This is a genomic window from Sphingobium psychrophilum, assembly GCF_012927105.1.
Lineage (GTDB): Bacteria > Pseudomonadota > Alphaproteobacteria > Sphingomonadales > Sphingomonadaceae > Sphingobium > Sphingobium psychrophilum.
Genome location: NZ_JABBFV010000012.1, coordinates 79,976 through 103,410, shown reverse-complemented (window position 1 = coordinate 103,410; position 23,435 = coordinate 79,976). Strand labels below are relative to the sequence as shown.

The window sequence follows — 23,435 nt, the reverse complement described above, 5'->3', positions numbered from 1 at the left end:
CGCGGTCCGATTGTCTTTTCTTCGCACCCATAGCTCAGCTGGATAGAGCATCAGACTACGAATCTGAGGGTCGGGCGTTCGAATCGCTCTGGGTGCACCATATTATGATCGAATAAAAGGCGGCGTCTGGCCGCCTTTTTTGTGATGAAGGTCAGGCCGTCGCCAGCGCCACCATGGCGTCGATATCGACATGGCTTTCCAATAGTACGGCCACTTCGTGCAGGGCATCCTCGACCGACTGGTCATAGTCGACGCCCGCCGATGCGCCGCCCAGCCGCCGCAGCAGCGCATTGCGCAGCGCCGTGCTGGCGAGCAGGCCGTGGACATAGCTGCCCATCACGCGCCCGTCGCGGCTGATCGCCCCATCCGGGCGCGCGCCGTCGATCAGGGCGAAGGGGCGGGCGCAGTCCGGGCCGTGGGTTGCGCCCATATGCATTTCATAGCCGGTAAAGTCGGCATCGAGCGCACGGCCCTGCACCTGCTCCAGCGTCTTGGCCCCGGACAGGCGCGTTTCTATGTCCAGCAGGCCCAGACCCGCGACGGACCCAGCCGGTCCTTCGAGCCCTTCGGGATCGGTGATCATGCGCCCCAGCATCTGATAGCCGCCGCACAGGCCCAATACCGCGCCGCCGCGCCGGTGATGGGCGCGAATGTCGATGTCCCACCCTTGGGCGACCATGGCGCGCATGTCGGCGACCGTCGCCTTCGATCCGGGCAGGATCACCAGCGCCGCATCGCCGGGGATCGCGTGGCCCGGCCCGATCATGCGTAGGTCTACCCCCGGTTCCAGCTTGAGCGGGTCGAGATCGTCAAAATTGGAGATGCGCGGCAGTACCGGGCAGGCGACGATCAAAGGCGCAGCGGTCGAGAAGCTACGCCGTTCCAGCACCACCGCGTCTTCGCTGGGCAGCCGGGTGACGGCGTCCAGCCAGGGCACCACGCCAAAGCCGCGCCAGCCCGACAGCGCCTCTATCTGGGCATAGCCATCCTCGAACAGCGCCGGGTCGCCGCGGAATTTGTTGATGAGGAAGCCGCGGATCATCGCCGCGTCGTCGGGGTCGATCACCGCGCGGGTGCCGACCACTGCCGCGATCACGCCGCCCCGGTCGATGTCGCCGACCAGTATGACGGGCACATTGGCCACGCGGGCGAAACCCATATTGGCGATGTCGCCGGCGCGCAGGTTGATCTCCGCCGGTGATCCCGCCCCTTCGACCACCAGGATGTCGCACTGGTCGCGCAGCCGTTCATAGCTTTCCAGCACTGCGCCCAGCAACTGCCCGCGCGCGCTGCGGAAATTGCCCGACCCCAGCGTGCCGCGCACCTGGCCATGGACGATCAGTTGCGACGTGCGGTCGGCCTGGGGCTTGAGCAGCACCGGGTTCATGTCGGTATGCGGGGGCACGCCGCAGGCGATCGCCTGCAACGCCTGCGCCCGGCCGATCTCGCCGCCGTCGCTGGTGACGGCGGCGTTGTTGGACATATTTTGCGGCTTGAACGGGCGCACCCGATAGCCCCGGCGCAGCAGCGCGCGGCATAGCCCGGCCACCAGCACCGATTTGCCGACGTCCGATCCGGTTCCCTGCAACATGATAGCGCCCATGGATCGCTCCTGACGGGGGAGCGCCGCGAAGGCAAGGGTTAGGCTACGATAGCGGCCATGCCGCAGCGGCGTTCGTGCACGCGCACGTCGGCGGACCCCACCCTGACGCCCAGCGTGGCGGTGACGCTATTGATGATGCCATCCAGCAGCGGCGCGGTGGTGCCCAGCACGGCGCCGACCAGCGGGCTGAGCGGGCTGTTGCCGATGGTGATGCCCAGCAGCGACACCTGGATCTGGGTCTGACTGGCCAGGCTGGCGGCGATGCCCTGCGTCAGATCCTGCGTGCTGACGGTCTTGGCCTGCTGCGCGCTGATCTCCGACGGAGAAAAATGGACATTGTGGGTCTGGGTGCCGCCCAGGCTGATATTGGCATAGCCGGTGACGCGCGTGCCCAGCGTCTGCGCGAGCAGGGCGGCGCGCGGATTGGCGGGGACCGAGAAGTTGGTGAGCGCATTCATATCGACGTCGCCCAACGCCGCGGTGCCGACCGAGGGCGTGACCGCCAGGGTGACGCCGCCGTTGGCGCCGCACTGGATATCCGACAGGCGCGCCTCCGCCGCTGCCAGTTCGACATAAAGCGGCACGCGCACAGAGGCTATGCCGGACAGGATAGTGGCGACCGTGCTTTCCAGATAGATGCGCGTCTGGGCGGTGCGCAGCACCACGTCGCGCTTGGCGGTGATGCTCATTAGCGGCGATCGCGCCTGTCCCTCGCCCGTGACCAGCATCAGGCGGGTGCTGGTGAGGCCCGGCACGGTGACGCGCAGGTCCATAGGCACGCTCGTCCCCGATGGCGGGCTGAGTAGCATGCGCAGCATGGAGAAGGCGTCGAGCAGGATATTGGGTTGTCCGGTCGCATTGGCCGCGCCGCGCATCGGGCCAAGGTCGACAATGTCACTGAGGCGGATGGAGCGGCCGGGTATGCGGCTCGACAGCGCCAGCAGCGTGGCGGCGGCGGGGCTGGTCCCGGCGCTGTCCGCCATTGCGCCGAGCAAGTCGGACAACGGAATTTGCCGATCGAACAGCGCGCCATAGGCTTCCCCATCGCGTCCGGTCCGCACGCGCAGCGCATCGGCGATATGCAGCAGGTCGAGATTGGCGCTGGCCAGCCCGTTATAGTCCATCACGGACAGGTTGAGTTCGGTGCCGGCAAGATTGGACAGCAGCATGTTGGGCAATCCGCCGCTGATGGAGGCAAGGCCGGTGCCCAGGGAAAAGGCGGCGGCGTCGGTGCGGGCGGCGGTGGCGCGGGCGCTGAGATCTATGCCGTCGCGGCCGACCAGCAAGCGGCCGAAGAACAGAGGCGCGCGGCGGCGTACTTCGACGCGCATCGCTCCACCATTGGGATCGCCCGCGCGGAAGCGCTGGTCCATTGGCATGGAGGAGTCGGCGATATAGCTGCCGCTGTCGTAGGTCGCGAGCGCCGCGCCGCTGATCCCGCTGCGCCCTACCAGTTGTTCGGCGGCGGTGCGTCCGCCATCGGCGGCGGCCAGCGCGGCGGCGTCCGCCACGCCCTGCAACTGGCGGCGGGCGAGATAGACCGAACCCAGATCGACCGCGACGGTGGCGGCACCCGCCAGCATGAACAGCGATCCGGCAAGGATGACGGTCACGCCGCCGCGCCGGTCCCGCTCCAGCGCCCGGTGGAAGCGCGCGCCGGTCATTGGCTGGCGATCCGCACGACGGCGGTGCGTTCCAGCACATTGCCGGGCATCGGGAAGGGCATCGCCGAGAACAGGGGCGCGCTGGCGAGGGTGTAGCGCAGCGTCACGGTATAATAGCCGCTGCTTTCGCCGGTGCTGACGCCGATCGTCTGGGCGCCGGGGACCGGAAAGGCGGCGCGGGCGGCGACGACGCTTTGATCGACCAGGGTTCGGCGCTCGGTCGCGTTCAGCCCGGCCACTGACGCGCGGGCGGCATCATTCGCCGCCTGCTGGAGGCTGTGGGCGGTCATGAACCAACTGCCATAGGCCAATATGCCCATCAGCAGTAGGATGAGCAGCGGCAGGGCGAAGGCCGCCTCGATCAGGCTGCTGCCCGCCTGATGGCGCAGCAGCGCGGCCAGCGGTCGACGCGATCGGGCGGTGGAGCGGGCGTTATCGTGGGACATGACGACGATGCTACGGGGCGCTGTTCAATTTCGGGTGTGCTGCGCCAAGTCCGTGGTTGGCGGGTTTTACATGGCCAGGCGCGGCGCTCAGGAGCAGAAAGCCGCCCTTTCCGGTAAATCTTGCGCAGATTCGCCCGGCATCCTCCGATATGGACGTTGTTGTCGCACATTCAGGGGGCGTTCGTGGGGGTAATGACAATCACCGCGCCCTCCGTCCCGTAAATGCCGTGCAACCGGGCGATCGCCGCGTCGATCGGCGCGACCGAACCATCGTTGGTCAGCAACTGCGTCGCGAAACGCATGTCGCCTTCCCCGCGGAGCACTCGCTCCATCTGCTCACGGAAATGGGGGCGGACGGGCAGCGCCACCAAGTCGGCGACCGGCGCGTCGGCCAGTCGATCGGCGGTCAGGCCGACCATCGCGCAGAAGCTGTCGTTCACCACATCGATGAAGCCGCGCATCGATACCCGCACATAGCCGACCCCGCCATGCACGCCCATCGCCTTGAGGATGGCCGATTTGACGTCGGCCAGCCGGTGGCGCTGCATGTCGGCCGTGATGTCCCGCAGCAGCAGCGCGACCCCGCCGGCAAAGGGAAAGGTCTGGACATGCAGCCAGACATCGTCGCGAAAGGGGGAGGGAATATCGGCCGCGCTCGCCTCGCCAGAGGCCAGGCTGTGACGGATATGCGCCTCCGTCAATGTGCCGGCCAGTTCGGGGAAGGCGTCCCACAGCGACTGTCCCTCCAGATGCCGGTCCCACCGCTTGGCCATCGCAAGCGCGACGCCATTGACATAGTCGATGGAAAGGTCTGCGCGGCACAGGACCAGGCCCTGATGGATGCGAGCGGCGATTTCGAAGGTACGGTCGGGCGCCACCGCGCCTTCGTCGTTGACCGTCATCGTGCGGAACCGGTCGAGCCCGATGAAGACATGGGTTTCCCGACCATGATGGGTCACCATCACTGGCTCATGCGATCCGACTTCGCGCCAATGGGCGAAATTGCGCACCAGTTCGGCGGCGGGCACGCTGCGCCTGCGTCGATCGTCCAGCATGTGTCGTCACTCCTTCATCGTGAACGGAGGAAGGATAATGCAGGGAGGCCGGTTATAGTGGTCGAGTTCGATCCATTTCGGAACAAGCGCGGCGTTATATGCCGCGTTGATAGTCCAGTGCGTCGAGGATCTTGCCCCCCGCCATGAAGACCGCGCCCGAACAAGCGAGCGCCAGCAGATGACCGCCGGTGCCGGGATATTGCTGCATATAGACATGACCGCGCTCGGCCGCGCCCAGCGCCAGGGCATAGATCACCAGGAACGCCTCGAACTTGGTCTTGATGATGAAGAGGCTCTTGATCCGTTCCATATCGATTCCATCCGGCGTTGCCCCCGCCGTCAGGGCGAAAGATCGCCCGACAGCTGCAAATGGTCAACAAGCGTTAACCATGATTGCTCGATGCGGGCAATCAGCCGTGTGTCGCTCAAATCCTGGGGTGCGATCGATTCTGGCCAATATTGGGACACGATCTGCGCAATATTATCCAACTGCGCCTCATCCACCAGGAAACGGGGATCGATGTCCAGGGGATCGGCGACGACGCGCAGCCGCAGGCAGGCGGGGCCGCCGCCATTGGCCATGGATTGACGCACATCGACAGGTATGATGCGGCGGATCGGCCCGTTGCCCGCGATCATCTGTTCCAGCCAGGTCCAGACCGCAGGGGTATCCCGCGCCTCGGTCGGCAGGATCAGCGCCATGCCTGTCCCGAGCGAAGTCGAGGGGCCGCCATCAGGCAGGGTGACGAGCTGCGCATTGAACAGATAGGATTTGATCGCATCGGCCAGGCTGACCGCGCTGGCGGGCACCTCGACAATCTCGACGCAGGGCAGGGCGGCGCGCAAATCGGCGTAGAAAGCGTCCTTGTCGGCGAAGGCCTGTTCATGGGTGAAGAGCACGCGCTCGTTTGCGACCGCGACGACGTCGTTGTGGAAGGCACCGGCTGCGATCGCCGCTTCGGATTGCTCCACGAAAAGGGTGCGGGCCGGGTTGAGGCCATGGATGCGGGCGACGGCCTTGCTCGCCTCCCTATGCTGGCGGGCGGGGAAGGCGCCGCCCGACCGACCATAGACGAAGACCTCCACGCCCGGCTGGTCGTGCCGTTCGGCCAGGCGCATGTGATTGGCCGCGCCTTCGTCGCCGAAGGGGGCGGGGATGGGATCGTGCACGGAAAAGGCGCGCGCGTCGGAAAAGGCGATGCGCAGCTGCGCCAGCGTTTGCGGCCATTCATGGCTGCGATGCGGCATCGTCACCAGATTGGCGACGGTCAGGTGCGTGCGCCCGTCCGCCGTATCGCTGGCGGGCGAGACGGTGGCGGCATTGGCCGCCCACATGGAGGAGGCGGACATGGCGGCCGCCCGGATATGCGGATCGGCGTCGCCGACATCGGTGCCCAGCTTCGTCAGCCAAGCGACGTCAGGGCGCCATTGCGGGAGGAAGATGCCCTGGGCCAGGCCGAGGCGGATATTGCCGCGCATCTTCTCCAGCCCCTGAAGCGCCGCCGCGCGGGGGTGGGCCACTGCGCCAGCATTGCGCGCGGAAGCGAGGTTGCCGAGGCTCAGGCCCGCATAATTGTGGCTGGGACCGATGATCCCGTCGAAATTGATTTCCCTGACGCTCATGCCCGCCCCGCCATGGTGAAGGAACCGCCGATATCGAGACCGATGCGCGCCGCGCTGGCTGCATCCATCGATACCGCGCCATTATCATCTTCCTGCACGAAACCCCAGGTGCATCGATAATCGGCCAGTTTGCCGGTCGCGATCAGCATCTTGTCCCCGCCCTTTTCATGGGTGGCGGACAGGGTGACGTCGCGCGCCGCCGCGATCGTCTTCAACTGATCGACCTGCCCCACCATGGTCGGACCGCCGTCGAATATGTCGACATAGCCGGCATTGTCGAACCCCTCCGTCTCCAGCATCCGCATCGCGGCGCGGCCATTGGGGTGGGGCAGGCCGATGACGGCGCGGGCGCTGTCGGTCAGCATCGCGGTGTAGATGGGCGTCTTGGGCATCAGGTCGGCGATGAACTGGTTGCCGTTCACCGCGTTGAACTCGTCCGCCTCCTGAAAATTCATGCCGAAGAAACGCCCGGCCAGCCCGTCCCAGAAGGGCGATCCGCCCGCTTCGTCGATGACGCCGCGCAATTCGGCGATCACCTTGTCGCCAAAGCGCGCACGATGGCTGCGGATATAGAGATAGCGGCTGCGCGCCAGCAACAATCCCAGCCCCTCGGCCCGCTCGCGCGGGTGGAGGAACAGGCCGCCGACCTCGACCGATCCTTCCAGATCGGTGGTGAGCGAGAGCATCTGCGCGCGGAAAGTGCGGCCGAGTTCCCGGCTATGCTGGGTCAGCGTGCCCAGGCGGTAGCTGTAGAAGGGCCAGCTTTGCCCCACCGTCGAGAATATCTGGCAGGTGCCGCGGACCTGGCCCGTCTCGACATTTTCCAGCACCATGACGATCAGTTCGTCCTCGATGCCTTCACTGTCTCTTGCGAGCGCCTGTTCGGTGCGCTCCAGCTTGGCGGACAGCGCGGTGCGATCGGGCGGCAGGTTGGTGAAGCCGCCGCCGGTCAGCTTCGCCATCTCATAGAGCGTCTGTAAATCGTCGGCGCGCGCGATGCGCATGATGAAGCTCAAGCGGTGATCCCCTCTCTTTTGAATTGTCCCTGGGCGATCCGCCACAGCGCCAGCGCCGACAATTGCGCCCGTTCGGGCAGGCTGTCGGTCAGCAGAAATTCCGCGTCGCTATGGATGCTGCCGCCGCGCACGCCCATTGTGTCGACCACCGGCACGCCGCAGGCCGCGATATTATTGCCGTCGCACACGCCGCCGGTATCGCGCCAGCCGATGTCGAGGCTGAGGTCCGCGCCGCATTGCCGCACCAGCCCGAAGAGCGCCTGCGCCTTGGCATCCATCGGCTTTGGCGGGCGGCCAAAGCCGCCGTGCAGGTGCAGGCTGACGTCATGGTCGCGCGCGACATCGGCCATCGCCCGGTCGATCAGGGCGCGGGCTGCGATCTCGTCCGCCGGCGTGCGCGGCCGGAAATTGACGCGCAGCACGGCATGGTCGGGTACGACATTGTTCGGGCTGCCGCCATCGATCTTCGCGGGGTTGCAGGAAAATCCCACGCCGCTCCCCGCTTTCAGCCGCAACGCCAGGTCGGCGGCGGCGAGCAGGGCGTTGCGGCCGTCATCGGGATTGCGTCCGGCATGAGCGCTCAGGCCCGTGACGACGATCGAGAAATTGCCACTTCCCGCGCGCGCGCCGGCCAGCGTGCCGTCGGGTAGGGCGGAGGGTTCATAGGTGAAGGCCGCCAGCTTGCCCGCCGCCATTTCCCGCAACAGTGCCGCGGATGATGCGCTGCCCACTTCCTCGTCACTGTTGATGATGACGTCATAGCCGAGCGTGGCGACGGCGTCCGATCCCTCGATGGCATGGAGCGCCGCCAGCATGACCGCGATCCCGCCCTTCATGTCGGCGACGCCGGGGCCGTTGAGGACGCCCGGCTCCAGCCAGCGCTGCTGCTGAAAGGGGTGATCGACGGGAAACACCGTGTCCATATGCCCGGTCAGGAGCAGGCGGATGGGCGCTGTGGGGCGCACCGACAGATGGAGATGGCGGCCATGATCGATGGTCTGGACACGCCCGTCCGGTGATACGCTTTCGACCGGGGCGGGATCGGCCAGGCGGATCGCGCCGGGCAGCGTGGAAAAGGCGTCCGCCAGAACATCCGCCATCCGGGCCAGCCCGGCCAGATTGCGCGTTCCGCTGTTAATCGCCGCCCACGCCTGCGTTTGCGCCAACATCGGCGCGGCCGCAGCGCGGTCGAGCAGCATCCGTTCCTGCGATGAAAAATCCGTCATCCGCCCTGATCTATCAGAGCGCCGCGCGCGTCTCCACCCCCGCAATAAAATTGCGTGGTTCAGAAATCATAGGTCAAGGTCAAACGGCTCAGCGTGTCGAGGTCGCGGGTCGAGAGCAATGTCTCTGATTCATATTGGACGTTGTAGGAGAAAGCCGCAGACAGCCGCGTGCTGACCTTGGTTTCGACCGAGGACAGGGCGTTGAGCGTATAGACGTCGCTTTCGGCATAGCCCGATGCGGTCTGCTTGAACGTCAGCGTCGGCGTCGCGCGCCAGGCCAGCGCCATCGATCCGCGGACGCCCAATTTGGTTTCCCGCTCGCCGATCATATATTTAACGTGGCGGATGGATGGACCGATGTCGGCCGACAGATCGACCGGCTTGCTGACGATCAGCTTGTAACCGACGCCGACCGATGTGGTGTAGCGCTCGTCATAGCCGATCGACGTGTCCCGTTCGAATTGCGCCAAGCCATAGATGAAACCGCGCGGATCAAATTCATATTTGGGTTCGTAACCCGCAAAATAGCGTTCGCGTGAGGTGACGCCATTGGCACGGCGATAATCGGCGGCGGCGGTCAGCTTGTGCGACCATTGCAGCCCGGCGCGAGTCGCTGTGGCCGCCAGGGTTATGCCCAGTTCGCTGGTCGAACCAGTCGATCGAAATCCGCCCGCTTCGACCCGGCCGGTCCATAATTCGTTGAAGCGCGCCTCGCGAATCACCGTGTCGTGGGTCGCCTTGGTCCGTTCCTTCCAGCTGTTGACCATGCGCTGGATTTCATCGGACGAGCCGGGGTTGGTCTGCTTGGCGATTTTGGAAACGGTGGCGATGTCCGTTTCATTGCCGTTGGCGATCGCCGCCTCCATCATCTCGCGGACGGCCGGCGGCAACAGCGCCGATTCGGCCGCTTGGCCCGTGGCGGGCAGGGCGGCGATCAGCAACGACAGGGGGATCAGGCGGGCATGCATAGCCCCGTCATAGCCAACCGACCGGGGATTTTAAGCCCCCAAACGCCAGTCCGTTCAGATAAGCGCGCGGAACTCTTGCAATATGTCGCGGTACAGCTTGCGCTTGAATGGCACGATCAGGTCAGGCAGCGTGTCGGGGGCCGCCCACTTCCATTCCCGAAATTCCGGGTGTCTGGTCTGGATATCGATATCGCCGTCCTGGCCGATGAAGCGGGCGAGATACCAATATTGGCGCTGGCCGCGATATTTGCCGCCCCATAATTTGCCGACCAGTTCGGGCGGCAGATCGTAGAAATGCTCGTCCTTCGCCTTGGCGATGATCTCGACCAGGTCGGGGCGGATGCCGGTTTCTTCCTGCAATTCGCGCAGCGCGGCCGCCTTGGCCTCCTCACCTTCGTCGATCCCGCCCTGCGGCATCTGCCACGCTTCGACCACATTATCCAGGCGCTGGCCGACGAACACCTTGCCGTCCATATTCACCAGCATGATCCCGACGCAGGGGCGGTATGGCAATTCTGTATCGTTCGGCATCGAAGCCATGTGATCCCCAAAAGATTTCGGCCCAAAAGATTCCGGTTTCGGGCGTTGTTCGCCGCAAAGACCGCCATTGGCGCCGCTTCCCGACGCTTGGGTCAGAATAGGCAGCGGAAGGCTCCGCGTCCATCGGTCGAATCATTCGCCTGTCGATTTGTGGTGAGACGTTGGAAAAGGCGATGAACGATGGGATGAAGGCAATATGCCCCAATAGCCGCTTGGAACCGGCGACGGTGCGGCGCATTGCCTCGATATGTCTGCCCCCCTTATCCTCTGGCTCCGCCAGGATCTCCGCCTGTCCGATCAGCCGGCGCTAGCCGCCGCCGTCAGCGAAGGGCCAGTGATACCGGTCTATATTTTGGATGATGAAGCCCCGCGCCAGTGGGCGATGGGTGGCGCGGCGCGCTGGTGGCTGCACCATAGCCTTGCGCGGCTGGATGAAAGCCTGCGCGCCAAAGGATCGCGCCTGATCCTGCGGCGCGGGCGCAGCGCGGAGATATTGGCTGCGTTGGCGGAGGAAACGGGGGCGTCGCGCGTCCACGCGCTGCGTCATTATGAACCTTGGTGGCGTAACGCGGAAAAGGCGGTGGGCAAGACGCTCGACCTTTGCCTGCATGACGGCGGCCTGCTGTTGCCGCCGGGGGCGGTGCGGACCGGGGCGGGCGGCATGTATCGCATCTACACGCCCTTTTCCCGCGCGGTGATGGAGCATATGCCTCCCGCCGCGCCGCATCCTGCGCCGCATCGGATCGACGGGCCGGCGCACTGGCCGACGAGCGATTCGCTGGAAGACTGGGCCTTGCTGCCGACGAAGCCGGACTGGGCGCAGGGCTTCGCGGCGGACTGGACGCCGGGCGAGCAGGGCGCGCGCGCCAATGTCGCGGATTTTCTGGACGAGGTCGGCGATTATCCGACCGCCCGCAACCTGCCCTCGATCGAGGGGACGTCGCGCCTGTCGCCGCATCTGCATTTCGGGGAAGTGTCCCCGGCCTATTTGTGGCACCGGATCGAATCTTCAGGCCATGATGCAACGATCTTCCTCAAGGAACTGATCTGGCGCGATTATGCGCATGTCCAGATTTGCGAATTGCCCGTCTATGGCTCCGAAAATGCGCGACGGGATTTCGATGCGCTGGCGTGGCGCGACCTGCGGGAGGCGGGGGGCGATTTTACCGCGTGGAAGACGGGCAGGACCGGCTATCCGATCGTGGACGCTGGCATGCGGCAGCTGTGGACGACCGGCTGGATGCATAACCGCGTGCGCATGATCGCCGCCAGCTTCCTCATCAAGCACCTGCTGATCGACTGGCGGCATGGGGCGCGCTGGTTCTGGGACACGCTGGTCGACGCCGATTACGCCAATAACAGCGTCAATTGGCAATGGGTCGCGGGCAGCGGCGTGGACGCCAATCTGTTCACGCGAATCATGGCGCCGCTGACCCAGTCCGACAAGTTCGACGCGGCCGACTATATAAGGACTTGGGTGCCGGAACTGGCGGGCCTGCCCGACGGGGCGATTCATGATCCCGATGCCCATGGTGCACGCCCGGCCGCCTATCCTGCCAAGATCATCGACCATCGCGAGGGGCGCGAACGGGCATTGGCTGCCTATCGTCATAGCAAGGGGTGATTGCAGCGGGTGATTGCAGCGACGGGCGGCTTGCGGCAGGATTGGCGTCATGAACGCTATCACTCCCCGGCGCGGCCGGCGCGCATTATCAGTCAAGCATCCGCCGCGGTCGGGCGCACCCGGCCTGGCGTCGCGCGCGCTGGCGCCGCTGTTCCATCGTCTGCTCGACCGGATCGATCAGGGTCTGGCGGAAGGCGGACTGCAAGCCTCGCTCCCCGACGGTACGCGCCGCCTGCTGGGCGGCCGGGTGCCGGGACCGCATTGCGAGGTGGACCTGCGTTCCTGGCGGGCGCTGGTGCGGCTGGCTGTGGGCGGATCGGCCGGCTGGTATCGCGCCTGGGCGGCGGGGGAGTGGGCCAGCCCCGATCCGGTGCCGCTCTTCGCCCTGTTCATGCGCAACGCGGCGGCACTTGGGCAGGCGGCGCGGCCGCGGGGTCCGGTGCGCTGGATCGGGCGCGCGACGCATTGGCTGCGGCGTAACAGCCGAACCGGATCGCGGCACAACATCGCCTATCATTATGATCTGGGGAATGATTTCTACCGGCTCTGGCTGGATGAAACTATGCATTATTCCAGTGCCTTGTTCCTTAATTCTGCGGATCGACATGAGGATTTCGAGCAGGCGCAGCGGCGCAAGGTCGATGCGGTTCTCGACCGGCTGGACCTGACGGACGGCGCGTCGCTGCTGGAAATCGGCTGCGGTTGGGGTGGGCTGGCCGAGCAGGCGATGGAGCGGTGCGCGATCGCCTATAGTGGACTGACCCTGTCGACCGAACAGGCCGATTATGCCCGCGACCGACTGGGATCGGGCGCGCAGATTTTGCTGACCGACTATCGTGATGCGCAGGGCCAATATGACGCCATCGCCAGCGTCGAGATGGTGGAGGCGGTGGGACAAGCCTATTGGCCCGCCTATCTCGCCGCTATCCATCGGTTGCTCAAGCCCGGCGGCAAGGCCGCGATCCAATATATATTGATCGATGACGCCATTTTCGAACGCTATGCCCGCGGCGCAGACTTCATCCAGGCCTATATCTTTCCCGGCGGGATGCTGATGTCGGAAAGCCGTTTTCGTGCGCTGGCGGAGCAGCAGGGGCTGGAATGGCACGACGTGCGCCGTTTCGGCCAGGACTATGCCGAAACGCTGCGCCGCTGGCGCGAGCGGTTCGACCGGGCGATCGAGGAAGGCCAGTTGCCCGCCAGTTTCGACCAGCATTTCGTGGCCTTATGGCGCTATTATTTGATGTATTGCGAAGGCGGTTTTCGCGGTGGCGGCATCGACGTAGCGCAGGTGACGCTGGTCAAAAACTAGATAATCGATGTTCAGGCATTTTTCTATTGTGCCTGATTTGCGATTCTTCCATACTCGTTAGGCAGATCAAAATCGACGTACCTTGCTGCGATTTAGACCTGCACCTGACGAGCGATTGCAAGGCGTTCGATAGGTTGTGAAACGCTGAACATTTTTATCTCCGAAGCTTTCTCTTCAGTGACGCAAAATCGATGTTCGTTGCTGCTGGATCGCGATCTCTGAATGAGAGGGGCGAGTTTTACTCGCTCCTCTTTTTATTCAACCCGAGTTTTGTGCCCGGTCGGCGTATCCGCCGTCACCAGATCGACGATCGCGCTGGCCACGACCTCCGGCCCCTTGAGGCTCGCCGGATCTTCGCCAGGGAAGGCGCGGGCGCGCATCGCCGTGCGGGTCGCGCCCGGATCGACGATATGGGTGCGGATGGCGGAGATGTTCTTCATCTCCTCGCCATAGGCCCCGACCAGCGTTTCCAGCGCCGCCTTCGACGCGCCATAGGCACCCCAATAGGCGCGGGGTGTCACGACCGAGGAGGTGAGCGCCACCACACGCGCATCGCCGCTGGCGCGCAACATGGTGTCGAAGGCGGCGATCAGCGCCTGCGGCGCGGCGATGTTGAGCGTCAACAGCCGGGCAAATTCCTTGGCGTCGATCGCCGGGACGGAGGCCAGCGCGCCCAACGTCGCGGCGTTGAGCACGAGAATGTCGAGCGCCTGCCAGCGACCCCCGATCGCCTGCGCCAGCCGGCCGATGCTCTCGCCATCGGTCAGGTCGAGCGGCGCGATGGTCGCATGGCCGCCGGCCTTATGGATGCGATCCTCCACCTCTTCCAGTCCGCCTGTGGTCCGCGCGGTCAGTACGACATGCGCGCCCGCCGCGGCCAGCGCTTCGGCCGTAGCGGCACCGATGCCGCGGCTCGCCCCAGTGACGAGCGCCAATTTGCCGGAAAGTGGGCCAGGAAGAGGAAGGTCGGACATGATATTCCTAGTCGTCCCGATCGCAATCGGAACCGCATGAAGGATGAAAGGGAATGGGCGGCCCGGTCAGGAACCGCCCAGGGCCGTCAGACCACGCGCTCTGCGAGCAGTTCCAGCTGGTTGGTCACCACCACGTCATCCTGGTCGGTGAGCATCGTGGGATAATCGCCGGTGAAGCAGGCGTCGCAATATTGCGGGCGGATGTCGGCGCGCTTGGCTTCGCCCAGCGCCTTGTACAGGCCGTCGATCGAAATGAAGGACAGGCTGTCGGCATGGATGAAATCCTGCATCCCGCCCACGTCCAGCTTGTGCGCCAGCAGCTTGGTGCGTTCGGGCGTATCGACGCCGTAGAAGCAGCTATGCCGGGTTGGCGGCGATGCGATCCGCATATGGACCTCCGCCGCGCCAGCTTCGCGCATCATCTGCACGATCTTCAAGCTGGTGGTGCCGCGCACGATCGAATCGTCGATCAGCACGATCTTCTTCCCCTGGATCAGCGCGCGATTGGCGTTGTGTTTCAGCTTCACGCCCAGATGGCGGACCTTGTCCCCCGGCTGGATGAAGGTGCGGCCGATATAATGCGACCGGATGATGCCCAGTTCGAACGGGATGCCCGATTGCTGGGCATAGCCGATCGCGGCGGGCACGCCGCTGTCGGGCACGGGGATCACATAATCCGCATCCACCGGATTTTCGATCGCCAATTGCGCGCCGATCGCCTTGCGCACCGAATAGACGCTGGAGCCGTCGACGATCGAATCGGGACGGCTGAAATAGACATGCTCGAAGATGCAGGGGCGCGGATGCACATCGCCGAAGGGGCGGTGCGACCGGATATCGCCTTCGTTGGTGACGATCACCAGTTCGCCCGGATCGATGGTGCGGACATAGTCGGCACCCACCACGTCGAGCGCGACGGTTTCCGACGCGAAGATGGTCGTTTCACCCAGCGTGCCCATCACCAGCGGGCGGATGCCCAGCGGGTCGCGGCAGGCGATCATGCCTTCAGGCGTCATCACGATCAGCGAATAAGCGCCCTCGACCTGCTTCAACGCATCGATGAACTTGTCGAGCAGGGTGCGATAGCTGGACGTCGCCACCAGATGAATGATGACTTCGGTGTCGGAGGTCGACTGGAAGATCGAGCCACGGCGAATCAGTTCGCGGCGCAGCTTCATCGCGTTGGAGATATTGCCATTATGGGCAATGGCGAAACCGCCGGAGTTCAGTTCCGCATAAAGCGGCTGGACGTTGCGCAGTGACGTTTCGCCGGTGGTGGAATAGCGGACATGGCCGCAGGCGGTATCGCCGGGCAGGCCGCGAATCACCTCGTCCCGGTCGAAATTGCCGGCCACATGGCCCATCGCCCGGTGGGTATGGAAATCATGCCCGTCCCAACTGGTGATGCCTGCGGCTTCCTGCCCGCGATGTTGCAGGGCGTGAAGGCCAAGCGCGACGATGGCAGACGCCGTTTCCGCGCGGGAAACACCGAAAATGCCACATTCCTCGCGCAACTTGTCGTCGTCGAAGGGGTTTGTCGTAATCATGGGTGCGAGCGGTTCCATAGCCGTTCCTGACATGCCCCAAGGGCCGTCTTTGGGCGCGCATATAGGGACTTCCGTCCGCTTTGTCGCCCTCCTGTCATAAAAAAGCGTGATGGGCCGAGGTAAGACTGCGTTTTGCGGGCTTTGCTATCGGCAAAATGCCCCACTGGCGTTGCCTTGCGCGCCCGGCTAAAGACGCAGCCCTGATGCACCGCTTCGCCAATCCCGCCCGCTTTCTGAAGATCGCGCGTCCGCTGACGGGCTGGCTGTTCTGGCCCGGCCTGCTGCTGCTGCTCGCCGGATCGGCCTGCGGATTGTTCGTGACGCCGGCCGACTATCTTCAGGGGCAGACGGTGCGCATCCTCTATATCCATGTGCCGGCCGCCTGGCTTGGCATGGGCGGCTGGAGCGGGATCGCGATCGCCGCACTTATGCAACTGGTCTGGAAGCATCCGCTCGCCGCCGTCGCCGGGCGCGCCATCGCCGCGCCGGGCGCGCTGTTCACCGCCATCTGTCTCATGACCGGCTCCATCTGGGGCCGTCCGACCTGGGGGACGTGGTGGGAATGGGACGGGCGTATGACGTCGATGCTGGTCCTCTTCTTCCTCTATCTGGGCTATATCGCGCTGGGTAACGCCAGCGCCCGGCAGGCGCAGCAAGGCGGCGTCAGCAATGTCACCGCCATTTTCGGGCTGGTCGGCGCGATCAACATTCCGATCATCAATCGGTCGGTGGTGTGGTGGAACAGCCTGCACCAGGGCCCGTCCATCACCCTGCGCGGGTCGAGCATCGACGGATCTTTGCTTTGGCCGCTCGGCCTGACATTGCTGGGCTTCACCCTGTTGTTCGGCGCGATCGTGCTGATGCGGATGCGCGCGATCCTGGCGCAGAACAAGGTCGAGGCGCGGATGCAGCGTCTGGCCAGAGGTTAGAATGATGAACCAATGGGCTTTTGTGATCGCCGCTTATGCGGTGACGCTGGCGGGCACGGCGATTGTTAGTGTCGTCAGTTGGCGCGCGATGCGTGGCGCTGAAAAGCGGGCCGATCAGGTGTCTGACCGGACATGAAGGCGAAACATCAAAGACTCATTCTGGCGCTCGCGGCGCTGGTGGCGCTGGTGGGGGCGGGGCTGCTCGCGGCATCGGCGCTCAAAGATGAGGCCGCTTATTTCTACGCGCCCAACGACGTCAGGACGAAGGGTGTCGAACCGGGCAAGGCCGTCCGGCTGGGCGGCATGGTGGTCAAGAACAGCCTCAAGCGCGCGGCCGACGGCGTCACCATCCGGTTCGACGTAACCGACGGCAAGGCGACCGTCCCGGCGACCTTCAGCGGCATCGCGCCCGACCTGTTCAAGGAAGGCAGCGGGGTCGTGGCGGAGGGATCGTTCGATGCCAAAGGCACTTTCGTCGCTACCAACCTGCTCGCCAAGCATGACGAACGCTACATGCCCCGCGAACTGGAAGGCATGAATTATAATGAAAGCACGCATGAGATGAAGGCGGAACGGTGAGCGCTCTTTTCCTTTTCGTCATTCCCGCGAAGGCGGGAAACCATCTCCTGACGGTGCCTGATGGTGCAGAGGTCTGGAGATGGATCCCCGCCTTCGCGGGGATGACGGGTGGTTTTGCCGTGGCATCGCATCCATGATCGCCGAAACCGGCCTCGCCGCGCTCTGGCTCGCCGCGTCGCTAGCGTTGCTCCAACTCGTCCTGGCCTTTGCGGGCCTCAAGGGCGGCAAGCCCGACCTGCTCGCCGCCGTCCGTCCGGCCGCCGTGGCGCAGGGCGTGCTGACCGCGATCGCCTTTGCGTCGCTCATCACGCTGTTCCTGCGCTCAGACATGTCGGTGCTGCTGGTCGTCACCAACAGCCATTCGATGAAGCCGTGGCTCTACAAATTCGCCGGCACCTGGGGCAATCATGAAGGCTCGATGCTGCTGTGGGTGACGGTGATGGGCGTGGCGGGCGCAGCCGTAGCCCTGTTCGAGCGCGCGTTGCAGCGGAACGCCCATATGGCGACGTTGGGGGGGCAGGCCGCGATTTCGCTCGGTTTTTATGCCTTCCTCCTTTTCTCCTCCAATCCCTTCGCGCGGATCGATCCGGCACCGGCGGATGGGCAGGGGCTGAACCCGCTGCTGCAAGACCCCGGCCTCGCCTTCCACCCGCCTACGCTTTATCTGGGCTATGTCGGCCTGTCGGTCGCCTTCTCCTTCGCCATCGGCGCGTTGCTCACGCGGCAGGTCGACGCCGCCTTCGCCCGCGCGATGCGGCCATGGGTGCTTGGGGCCTGGGTGCTGTTGACGCTGGGCATCACGGCGGGCAGCTATTGGGCCTATTATGAATTGGGCTGGGGCGGCTGGTGGTTCTGGGACCCGGTCGAGAATGCGTCGCTGATGCCATGGCTGGCGGCGACGGCGCTGCTCCACAGCGTCACCGTGCTGGCCACCCGCGACGCCTTGCGCGCCTGGACGGTGATGCTGGCGGTGGTCGCTTTCTCCATGTCGATGGTCGGCACCTTCCTCGTGCGCTCCGGCATATTGACCAGCGTCCACGCCTTCGCCGTCGATCCGACGCGGGGCAGCTTCATCCTGGGCTTGCTCGCCCTCTACATCGGCGGCGCACTGGCGCTGTTCGGTTGGCGGATCGGATCGGTACGTGAAGGCGCGCCGTTCGAACTGGTCAGCCGCGAAACCATGCTGGTGGTCAACAATCTGCTGCTGACGGTCATATTGGGCCTGGTCCTGATCGGCACCCTCTATCCGCTGATGACCGAGGCCTTCGGCCATAAAGTGTCGGTCGGCGCGCCCTATTTCGACCGGATCGCCGGGCCGATCGCGCTGGCGCTGATGGTGGCGATGGCGGCGGGGCCGCTCACCCGCTGGCGCAAGGATCAGGCGCGGGCTGTTGGAAAACGATTGCTGATCCCGTTGTGCATCGCGCTACTGGTGTCCATCTCGCTGTCTCTTTTCGCCTGGGGTCGCATCGGCATCCTGCCCTTCCTCGGCCTCGTCATCGCGGTCGCGGTGGGCGTCAGCAGCCTTGCTCCGCTGTGGAAGCGCAAGCTGCTGCGCACGCCGCTCTTCACCTATGGCATGGTCGTCGCCCATCTGGGCTGCGCGGTCAGCCTAGCGGGCATGGCCTGCGATTCGGCCTTCACGGTCGAAAAGCTGGTGGCCGCCCGTCCCGGCGACATGATCCAGACAGCCGGCTGGTCGCTCCGCTTCCGCCAGATCATACCGATCGCGGGCGACAACTGGACCGCGTTGCAGGCGGACATGGATGCCAGCCGCGGCGGGTCTTCGGTGCTGATCCGCCCGCAATCGCGCTTCTTCGCCTCACCGCCGACCACGACCAGCGAAGCGGCCCTGCTGACCCGCTGGGACGGCCAGCTCTATGTCGTGCTGGGCGAGGAAGTGGAGGGCGGCCGTTGGCAATTGCGCATCTGGTGGAAGCCGTTCGTTACGCTCATCTGGCTGGGCGGCATCATGATCGCGCTGGGCGGCGCGCTGGCGCTGGTCGGTCGCGAACGGCGCGGTTGGCTGATGAAATGGCGGGCGCGGGAGGCGCGGCGATGAGGAGGCTGCTGATCTGGTTGCCGCTGGCGCTGTTCCTGGGCTTCATTGGCCTGTTCGCCAGCGGCCTGTTCAAGCCCGACGATCGCGTCATTCATTCGCGTCTGGTCGGCCAGCCCCTCCCGGCCTTCAGCCTGCCCGCGGCGGCCAGCGACCGTCCGGCGTTGACCAGCGCCCAACTCGCCACCGGCAAGCCGCGGCTGCTCAACATCTTCGCCAGCTGGTGCGTGCCCTGCGCCGCCGAAGCGCCGCAACTCGAAGCGCTCCGACAAGCCGGGGCGCAGATCGACGCCATCGCCATCCGCGACGCTCGGCCGGATGTGGACGCCTTCCTGAAACGCAACGGCAATCCCTATGCCCGCATCGGCCTGGACGCCCGCAGCGCGGTGCAGATGGCGCTCGGATCGTCGGGCGTGCCGGAAACCTTCGTGATCGATGGCCGGGGGCGGATCGCCCATCAGCATATCGGCGACATCCGCGCCGACGACGTGCCGATGATCCTGCAAAAGCTGAAGGACGCGCAATGAGGCTGATCGTCGCCCTTATGCTCGCGCTGTTCGTCACGCCGCTTGGCGCGCAGACCGCGCTGCCGCCTGCCCCCTATGCCGACCGGCAGATCGCCGACCCGGCGCTGGAGCGCAAGGCGAAGGCGCTGATGGAAACCATCCGCTGCCTGACATGCCAAAGCCAGTCGATCGCCGATTCCGGCGCCAGCATGGCGGGCGACATGCGATCGCAGATTCGCGAGCGGATTATGGCGGGCGAGCAGCCCGAAGCGATCCGCGACTGGCTGATCGCCCGCTATGGCGACTGGGTCAGCTATGAACCGACCGCCGCGCCGATCCTGTGGCCGCTCTGGGCTGCGCCGGTGCTGCTGCTGGGCCTGGGCCTGCTGCTGTTGCGTGGACGGATCAAACGGAGGAAACGGGCATGACCGGCTGGTTCATCGCCTTCGCACTCGCCGCTGTCGGATTTATCGCCTTGCTGGTGATTGGCCGGATTCCGCGATCGACGCGGGAGATCAGCGCGGCGGCGCTGCTGCTGGGCTTGGCCGGCTATGCCTGGCAGGGTAATCCGGGGGTGGCAGGCGCGCCGCGCGCCAGCAGGGAGAGCGCGGGCGACAAGTTCGACGAGAAGCTGGCCGAACAACGCCGCGGGCTGGCCGAACGCTATGGCCCGGCTGGCCAATGGCTGATGATGTCCGATGGCCTGGGTCGACAGGGCAAGACTCGCGAGGCGGCCAATGTGCTGCTGTCTGGCCTGCGCGCGACGCCCAATGATCCCAATCTCTGGCTGGGGCTCGGCAATGCGCTGGTCGCCCATGCCGACGGCGTGGTGTCGCCCGGCGCGGACTTTGCCTATCGCCGTGCGCTGACGCTGGACCCGGAAGGGCCGGCGCCACGCTATTTCTATGGCCTGGCGCTGGCCCGCAATGGCCAGTTGCACGCGGCGCGCGACCTGTGGGCACCGCTGGCCGCCAGCGCGCCGACCGGGAGCAAGGTGAAAGCGGAACTGGAGGCCAATATCGCGCGTATCGATTCGATGTTGGCGGCGGGTGCTCCGGCCCGGCCATGATGCAGTGCAGCGTTCGCATTGCGCGCCCCCCGGAGCCATGATAGGGCGCGGCGGTTTACAGGGGACAAGCGGACTATTCCGCCGTCGCCCCCCTATGGGTGTCGATAAGAGCATGATCCTTCATGGCTGACCTCCTTCCCAATACTGCCCCGGCTTCCGATGACGAGGATCAGGGCGGTCATGGTCATGCGCGGCAGAAGGCTACGCTGAAACTGGTGGTCGGCGCGATCGGTATCGTGTTCGGAGACATCGGCACCAGTCCGCTCTACGCCTTTCGCGAAACTTTCGCCGGCCATCACAAGCTGACGCTGGACCCCGATCATATATTGGGCGTCATCAGCCTGATGTTCTGGTCGATGATGCTGGTGGTGACGCTGAAATATGTCAGCATCATCATGCGCGCCGACAATAAGGGCGAGGGCGGCAGCCTGGCGTTGCTGGCGCTGATCAACGGCCAGACCAAGACGCAGCGATGGTCACGCGGTATCGTGCTGCTGGGCGTATTCGCTACCGCGCTTTTCTATGGCGACTCGATGATTACCCCGGCTGTGTCCGTGCTGTCGGCGGTCGAGGGGCTTACCGTCTACAATCCAAACCTGGCACCCGTGATCCTGCCGGTGGCGGTGGTCATCCTGGTCGGCCTGTTCTGGATTCAGGGGCTGGGCACCAACAAGGTCGCGGCCTTTTTCGGCCCGATCATGCTGCTCTATTTCGTGACGATCGCGGCGCTGGGCGTCCTTTCGATCATCAAGACGCCGGGCATCCTCTTCGCATTCAACCCCTATTGGGCGGTGATGTTCTTTGTCACCGATCCGCTGCCGGCCTTCCTGGCGCTGGGGTCGGTCGTGCTGGCGGTGACGGGGGCCGAGGCGCTCTATGCCGATATGGGCCATTTCGGCCGCAACCCTATCCGTGTGTCCTGGCTCGCCTTCGTGCTGCCCGCGCTGATGCTGAACTATATGGGGCAGGGCGCGCTGCTGTTCCGTGAGGGTGCCGCCGCGCTGCATAGCCCCTTCTATAATCTGGCGCCGCAATGGGGCCAATTGCCGCTGATCGTGCTGGCGACGCTCGCCGCCATTATCGCATCGCAGGCCGTGATTTCCGGCGCCTTTTCCGTGACGCAACAGGCGATCCAGCTGGGTTTCATGCCACGCCTGCGAATCGAACATACCAGCGCATCGACCGCGGGCCAGATCTACATCCCCCTCATCAACTGGGGTTTGATGGTGATGGTGATCCTGTTGGTGCTGACGTTCAAGACATCGTCCAACCTGACCGCGGCCTATGGCATAGCGGTGACCGGCGCGATGTTCATCGACAATGTGCTGCTGACCGTCGTGCTGTACCGCCTGTGGCACTGGAAATGGTATTATGCAGCGCCCGTGCTGGCGATCTTCTACCTCGTGGACGGCGCCTATCTGGCGGCGAACCTGACCAAGGTGCCGGACGGCGGCTGGTTCCCGCTGCTGATCGGCTTCGTCATCTTCACCCTGCTGACCACCTGGTCGCGTGGCCGCCGCCTGGTGCAGGACCGTCTGCGGGAAGCGGCGATGCCGATCCCCGTTTTCGTCGCGTCCGCCGCCAATAGCGCGGTGCGGGTGCCCGGCACGGCGGTGTTCATGACGTCAACGCCCGATGGCGTGCCCCATGCGCTGCTCCACAACCTCAAGCACAACAAGGTGCTGCACGAGCGGGTCATATTGCTGACGGTCAAGATCAGGGACGTGCCGGTGGTCGAGGATGACGGCCGGTGCAAGCTGGAGGATCTGGGCCGGGGCTTCTTCCGCATGGTGCTGCAATATGGCTTCATGCAGGAACCCGACGTTCCCGCCGCGCTCAAGAATGTCACCGGTTGCGGGCAGGCGTTCAAGATGATGGACACCAGCTTCTTCCTGGCCCGCCAGACCCTGCTGCCATCGGCCAAGCCAGGGATGCCGTTGTGGCGGGAGAAGATTTTCGCCTGGATGTTGCGCAATGCGGAAAGCGCGATGGAGTTTTTCCGACTGCCCACCAACCGCGTCGTGGAACTAGGCAGCCAGGTCGAGATATGAAAAGGGCGCGGCCTTATGGCACGCGCCCTTCATTTTCGCATCGATGCCGGGATCAGGCGGCGTTGCGATCCTTGATGCTGATGTCGACCAACTGGCCGCCATTGACGGCGATCTTCTTGGGCTTCATCGCTTCGGGCACTTCGCGGACCAGTTCGACGATCAGCAGGCCGTCGGCCAGGTCAGCCTTTTCGACCCGAACGAAATCGGCGAGTTCGAAGCGGCGCTCGAAGCTGCGGTTGGCGATGCCGACATGCAGGAATTTGGAGCGGTCCGCCGACGGGGCTTCATCCTTGCGACCGATCACCTGGAGCAGGTTCTGCTGGGCGGTGATGTCGATCTCTTCCGGGCGGAAGCCAGCGACGGCCAGGGTCACGCGATAGCGATCCTCCGACAGGCGTTCGATGTTGAAGGGCGGATAATTGTCACCCTGCGCCAGCCGGGCGTTGTTTTCGATCAGGTCGAACAGACGATCGAAACCCACGGTGGAGCGGCGATAGGGGGTAAGGTCAAAAGCACGCATTGTCATAATCTCCCAAAGAGCAAAATGAACGGACCGAACCCTGAATCAGGCGTCCGGCGCTATGATGTGCCGTCCCATGTAGGCGACTGCACAGGCCGGATATGGTTTGATCATCCGGGGTTTC

23 protein-coding genes and 1 tRNA gene are annotated in these 23,435 nt (G+C 64.8%); 11 read left to right on the top strand and 13 right to left on the bottom strand.

The genetic code is table 11. The annotated features are described in order from the left end of the window. Positions 1-23: 23 nt before the first annotated feature. Positions 24-100 (top strand) — tRNA-Arg (locus HHL08_RS16390). A 51-nt stretch (positions 101-151) separates the two neighbouring features. Here the strand turns inward: HHL08_RS16390 and HHL08_RS16385 are convergent. From HHL08_RS16385 to HHL08_RS16340, 10 genes are all read right to left on the bottom strand, one after another. Beyond that, a complete protein-coding gene (locus HHL08_RS16385) occupies positions 152-1,603 on the bottom strand; it encodes a cobyric acid synthase (RefSeq protein WP_169574139.1) in 1,452 nt (483 codons plus the stop codon). A gap of 38 nt (positions 1,604-1,641) precedes the next feature. Further along, positions 1,642-3,267 carry a pilus assembly protein TadG-related protein gene (locus HHL08_RS16380; protein ID WP_169574138.1) on the bottom strand — a complete coding sequence of 542 codons (1,626 nt, stop codon included), beginning with the start codon at positions 3,265-3,267 and terminating at the stop codon, positions 1,642-1,644. Beyond that, positions 3,264-3,713 carry a TadE/TadG family type IV pilus assembly protein gene (locus tag HHL08_RS16375; RefSeq protein ID WP_169574137.1) on the bottom strand — a complete coding sequence of 150 codons (450 nt, stop codon included), beginning with the start codon at positions 3,711-3,713 and terminating at the stop codon, positions 3,264-3,266. Before HHL08_RS16375 ends, HHL08_RS16380 begins: the two co-directional genes overlap by 4 nt. A gap of 170 nt (positions 3,714-3,883) precedes the next feature. Then, the gene (locus tag HHL08_RS16370) at positions 3,884-4,768 is read right to left on the bottom strand and encodes a PAS domain-containing protein (RefSeq protein ID WP_169574136.1); all 885 of its coding nucleotides are present in this window, start codon (positions 4,766-4,768) and stop codon (positions 3,884-3,886) included. Between the two features lie 94 nt (positions 4,769-4,862). Continuing rightward, a complete protein-coding gene (locus HHL08_RS16365) occupies positions 4,863-5,078 on the bottom strand; it encodes a hypothetical protein (RefSeq protein WP_056693773.1) in 216 nt (71 codons plus the stop codon). 29 nt (positions 5,079-5,107) lie between these two features. Then, entirely contained in the window at positions 5,108-6,391 is a 1,284-nt protein-coding gene (locus HHL08_RS16360) for an N-succinylarginine dihydrolase (protein WP_169574135.1), read from the bottom strand. Continuing rightward, positions 6,388-7,407: an arginine N-succinyltransferase gene (locus HHL08_RS16355; protein WP_169574134.1), complete on the bottom strand. Its 1,020-nt coding sequence runs from the start codon at positions 7,405-7,407 to the stop codon at positions 6,388-6,390. Before HHL08_RS16355 ends, HHL08_RS16360 begins: the two co-directional genes overlap by 4 nt. Beyond that, positions 7,404-8,633, bottom strand: coding sequence for a hydrolase (locus HHL08_RS16350; protein ID WP_169574133.1), 1,230 nt, complete (start codon positions 8,631-8,633; stop codon positions 7,404-7,406). Before HHL08_RS16350 ends, HHL08_RS16355 begins: the two co-directional genes overlap by 4 nt. Positions 8,634-8,692: 59 nt before the next feature. Beyond that, entirely contained in the window at positions 8,693-9,601 is a 909-nt protein-coding gene (locus tag HHL08_RS16345) for a DUF481 domain-containing protein (RefSeq protein ID WP_169574132.1), read from the bottom strand. A 54-nt stretch (positions 9,602-9,655) separates the two neighbouring features. Further along, a complete protein-coding gene (locus HHL08_RS16340) occupies positions 9,656-10,141 on the bottom strand; it encodes an RNA pyrophosphohydrolase (RefSeq protein ID WP_169574131.1) in 486 nt (161 codons plus the stop codon). A gap of 247 nt (positions 10,142-10,388) precedes the next feature. On the opposite strand from HHL08_RS16340, the gene HHL08_RS16335 reads away from it, so the two are divergent. After that, positions 10,389-11,765: a cryptochrome/photolyase family protein gene (locus HHL08_RS16335; protein ID WP_169574130.1), complete on the top strand. Its 1,377-nt coding sequence runs from the start codon at positions 10,389-10,391 to the stop codon at positions 11,763-11,765. A gap of 49 nt (positions 11,766-11,814) precedes the next feature. After that, positions 11,815-13,077, top strand: a complete 1,263-nt coding sequence (locus HHL08_RS16330; protein WP_169574129.1) for an SAM-dependent methyltransferase — start codon at positions 11,815-11,817, stop codon at positions 13,075-13,077. Positions 13,078-13,331: 254 nt separating this feature from the next. On the opposite strand, the gene HHL08_RS16325 is transcribed toward HHL08_RS16330, so the two are convergent. Both HHL08_RS16325 and purF read right to left on the bottom strand, forming a co-directional pair. Continuing rightward, positions 13,332-14,051: an SDR family NAD(P)-dependent oxidoreductase gene (locus HHL08_RS16325; RefSeq protein ID WP_169574128.1), complete on the bottom strand. Its 720-nt coding sequence runs from the start codon at positions 14,049-14,051 to the stop codon at positions 13,332-13,334. 86 nt (positions 14,052-14,137) lie between these two features. Next, positions 14,138-15,598 (bottom strand): amidophosphoribosyltransferase, encoded by a 1,461-nt coding sequence (purF, locus tag HHL08_RS16320; RefSeq protein ID WP_235955095.1) that lies wholly within the window; start codon positions 15,596-15,598, stop codon positions 14,138-14,140. A 203-nt stretch (positions 15,599-15,801) separates the two neighbouring features. On the opposite strand from purF, the gene ccmC reads away from it, so the two are divergent. The 8 genes from ccmC to HHL08_RS16285 all read left to right on the top strand — a co-directional run bounded on the left by ccmC (position 15,802) and on the right by HHL08_RS16285 (position 22,791). Continuing rightward, positions 15,802-16,527, top strand: coding sequence for a heme ABC transporter permease CcmC (gene ccmC, locus HHL08_RS16315; protein WP_169574126.1), 726 nt, complete (start codon positions 15,802-15,804; stop codon positions 16,525-16,527). 1 nt (position 16,528) lies between these two features. After that, positions 16,529-16,663, top strand: coding sequence for a hypothetical protein (locus tag HHL08_RS25965; protein ID WP_268932723.1), 135 nt, complete (start codon positions 16,529-16,531; stop codon positions 16,661-16,663). Continuing rightward, positions 16,660-17,106: a cytochrome c maturation protein CcmE gene (gene ccmE, locus HHL08_RS16310; protein ID WP_169574125.1), complete on the top strand. Its 447-nt coding sequence runs from the start codon at positions 16,660-16,662 to the stop codon at positions 17,104-17,106. The genes HHL08_RS25965 and ccmE overlap by 4 nt, the downstream gene beginning before the upstream one ends. A gap of 133 nt (positions 17,107-17,239) precedes the next feature. Continuing rightward, positions 17,240-19,168, top strand: coding sequence for a heme lyase CcmF/NrfE family subunit (locus tag HHL08_RS16305; protein WP_169574124.1), 1,929 nt, complete (start codon positions 17,240-17,242; stop codon positions 19,166-19,168). After that, positions 19,165-19,692, top strand: a complete 528-nt coding sequence (locus tag HHL08_RS16300; protein ID WP_206377923.1) for a redoxin family protein — start codon at positions 19,165-19,167, stop codon at positions 19,690-19,692. Before HHL08_RS16305 ends, HHL08_RS16300 begins: the two co-directional genes overlap by 4 nt. Continuing rightward, a complete protein-coding gene (locus HHL08_RS16295; RefSeq protein ID WP_169574122.1) occupies positions 19,689-20,099 on the top strand; it encodes a cytochrome c-type biogenesis protein in 411 nt (136 codons plus the stop codon). The genes HHL08_RS16300 and HHL08_RS16295 overlap by 4 nt, the downstream gene beginning before the upstream one ends. Beyond that, positions 20,096-20,740: a tetratricopeptide repeat protein gene (locus tag HHL08_RS16290; RefSeq protein WP_169574121.1), complete on the top strand. Its 645-nt coding sequence runs from the start codon at positions 20,096-20,098 to the stop codon at positions 20,738-20,740. The genes HHL08_RS16295 and HHL08_RS16290 overlap by 4 nt, the downstream gene beginning before the upstream one ends. A 122-nt stretch (positions 20,741-20,862) precedes the next feature. After that, complete coding sequence (locus HHL08_RS16285) at positions 20,863-22,791, top strand: potassium transporter Kup (protein ID WP_169574120.1); 1,929 nt, start codon at positions 20,863-20,865, stop codon at positions 22,789-22,791. A 52-nt stretch (positions 22,792-22,843) separates the two neighbouring features. On the opposite strand, the gene HHL08_RS16280 is transcribed toward HHL08_RS16285, so the two are convergent. Next, positions 22,844-23,317, bottom strand: coding sequence for an Hsp20 family protein (locus HHL08_RS16280; RefSeq protein WP_206377922.1), 474 nt, complete (start codon positions 23,315-23,317; stop codon positions 22,844-22,846). Positions 23,318-23,435: the final 118 nt, after the last annotated feature.

Bases quoted from the DNA above. Each gene is read 5' to 3' on its own strand.
- HHL08_RS16380 (WP_169574138.1), bottom strand. From the start codon at position 3,267: ATGACCGGCGCGCGCTTCCACCGGGCGCTGGAGCGGGACCGGCGCGGC.
- HHL08_RS16360 (WP_169574135.1), bottom strand. From the start codon at position 6,391: ATGAGCGTCAGGGAAATCAATTTCGACGGGATCATCGGTCCCAGCCAC.
- HHL08_RS16280 (WP_206377922.1), bottom strand. From the start codon at position 23,317: ATGACAATGCGTGCTTTTGACCTTACCCCCTATCGCCGCTCCACCGTG.
- HHL08_RS16350 (WP_169574133.1), bottom strand. From the start codon at position 8,633: ATGACGGATTTTTCATCGCAGGAACGGATGCTGCTCGACCGCGCTGCG.
- HHL08_RS16340 (WP_169574131.1), bottom strand. From the start codon at position 10,141: ATGGCTTCGATGCCGAACGATACAGAATTGCCATACCGCCCCTGCGTC.
- HHL08_RS16300 (WP_206377923.1), top strand. From the start codon at position 19,165: ATGAGGAGGCTGCTGATCTGGTTGCCGCTGGCGCTGTTCCTGGGCTTC.
- HHL08_RS16330 (WP_169574129.1), top strand. From the start codon at position 11,815: ATGAACGCTATCACTCCCCGGCGCGGCCGGCGCGCATTATCAGTCAAG.
- HHL08_RS16375 (WP_169574137.1), bottom strand. From the start codon at position 3,713: ATGTCCCACGATAACGCCCGCTCCACCGCCCGATCGCGTCGACCGCTG.
- HHL08_RS16325 (WP_169574128.1), bottom strand. From the start codon at position 14,051: ATGTCCGACCTTCCTCTTCCTGGCCCACTTTCCGGCAAATTGGCGCTC.
- HHL08_RS25965 (WP_268932723.1), top strand. From the start codon at position 16,529: ATGATGAACCAATGGGCTTTTGTGATCGCCGCTTATGCGGTGACGCTG.
- HHL08_RS16305 (WP_169574124.1), top strand. From the start codon at position 17,240: ATGATCGCCGAAACCGGCCTCGCCGCGCTCTGGCTCGCCGCGTCGCTA.
- HHL08_RS16345 (WP_169574132.1), bottom strand. From the start codon at position 9,601: ATGCATGCCCGCCTGATCCCCCTGTCGTTGCTGATCGCCGCCCTGCCC.
- HHL08_RS16335 (WP_169574130.1), top strand. From the start codon at position 10,389: ATGTCTGCCCCCCTTATCCTCTGGCTCCGCCAGGATCTCCGCCTGTCC.
- ccmE (WP_169574125.1), top strand. From the start codon at position 16,660: ATGAAGGCGAAACATCAAAGACTCATTCTGGCGCTCGCGGCGCTGGTG.
- ccmC (WP_169574126.1), top strand. From the start codon at position 15,802: ATGCACCGCTTCGCCAATCCCGCCCGCTTTCTGAAGATCGCGCGTCCG.
- HHL08_RS16290 (WP_169574121.1), top strand. From the start codon at position 20,096: ATGACCGGCTGGTTCATCGCCTTCGCACTCGCCGCTGTCGGATTTATC.
- HHL08_RS16295 (WP_169574122.1), top strand. From the start codon at position 19,689: ATGAGGCTGATCGTCGCCCTTATGCTCGCGCTGTTCGTCACGCCGCTT.
- HHL08_RS16365 (WP_056693773.1), bottom strand. From the start codon at position 5,078: ATGGAACGGATCAAGAGCCTCTTCATCATCAAGACCAAGTTCGAGGCG.
- HHL08_RS16285 (WP_169574120.1), top strand. From the start codon at position 20,863: ATGGCTGACCTCCTTCCCAATACTGCCCCGGCTTCCGATGACGAGGAT.
- purF (WP_235955095.1), bottom strand. From the start codon at position 15,598: ATGATTACGACAAACCCCTTCGACGACGACAAGTTGCGCGAGGAATGT.
- HHL08_RS16370 (WP_169574136.1), bottom strand. From the start codon at position 4,768: ATGCTGGACGATCGACGCAGGCGCAGCGTGCCCGCCGCCGAACTGGTG.
- HHL08_RS16385 (WP_169574139.1), bottom strand. From the start codon at position 1,603: ATGGGCGCTATCATGTTGCAGGGAACCGGATCGGACGTCGGCAAATCG.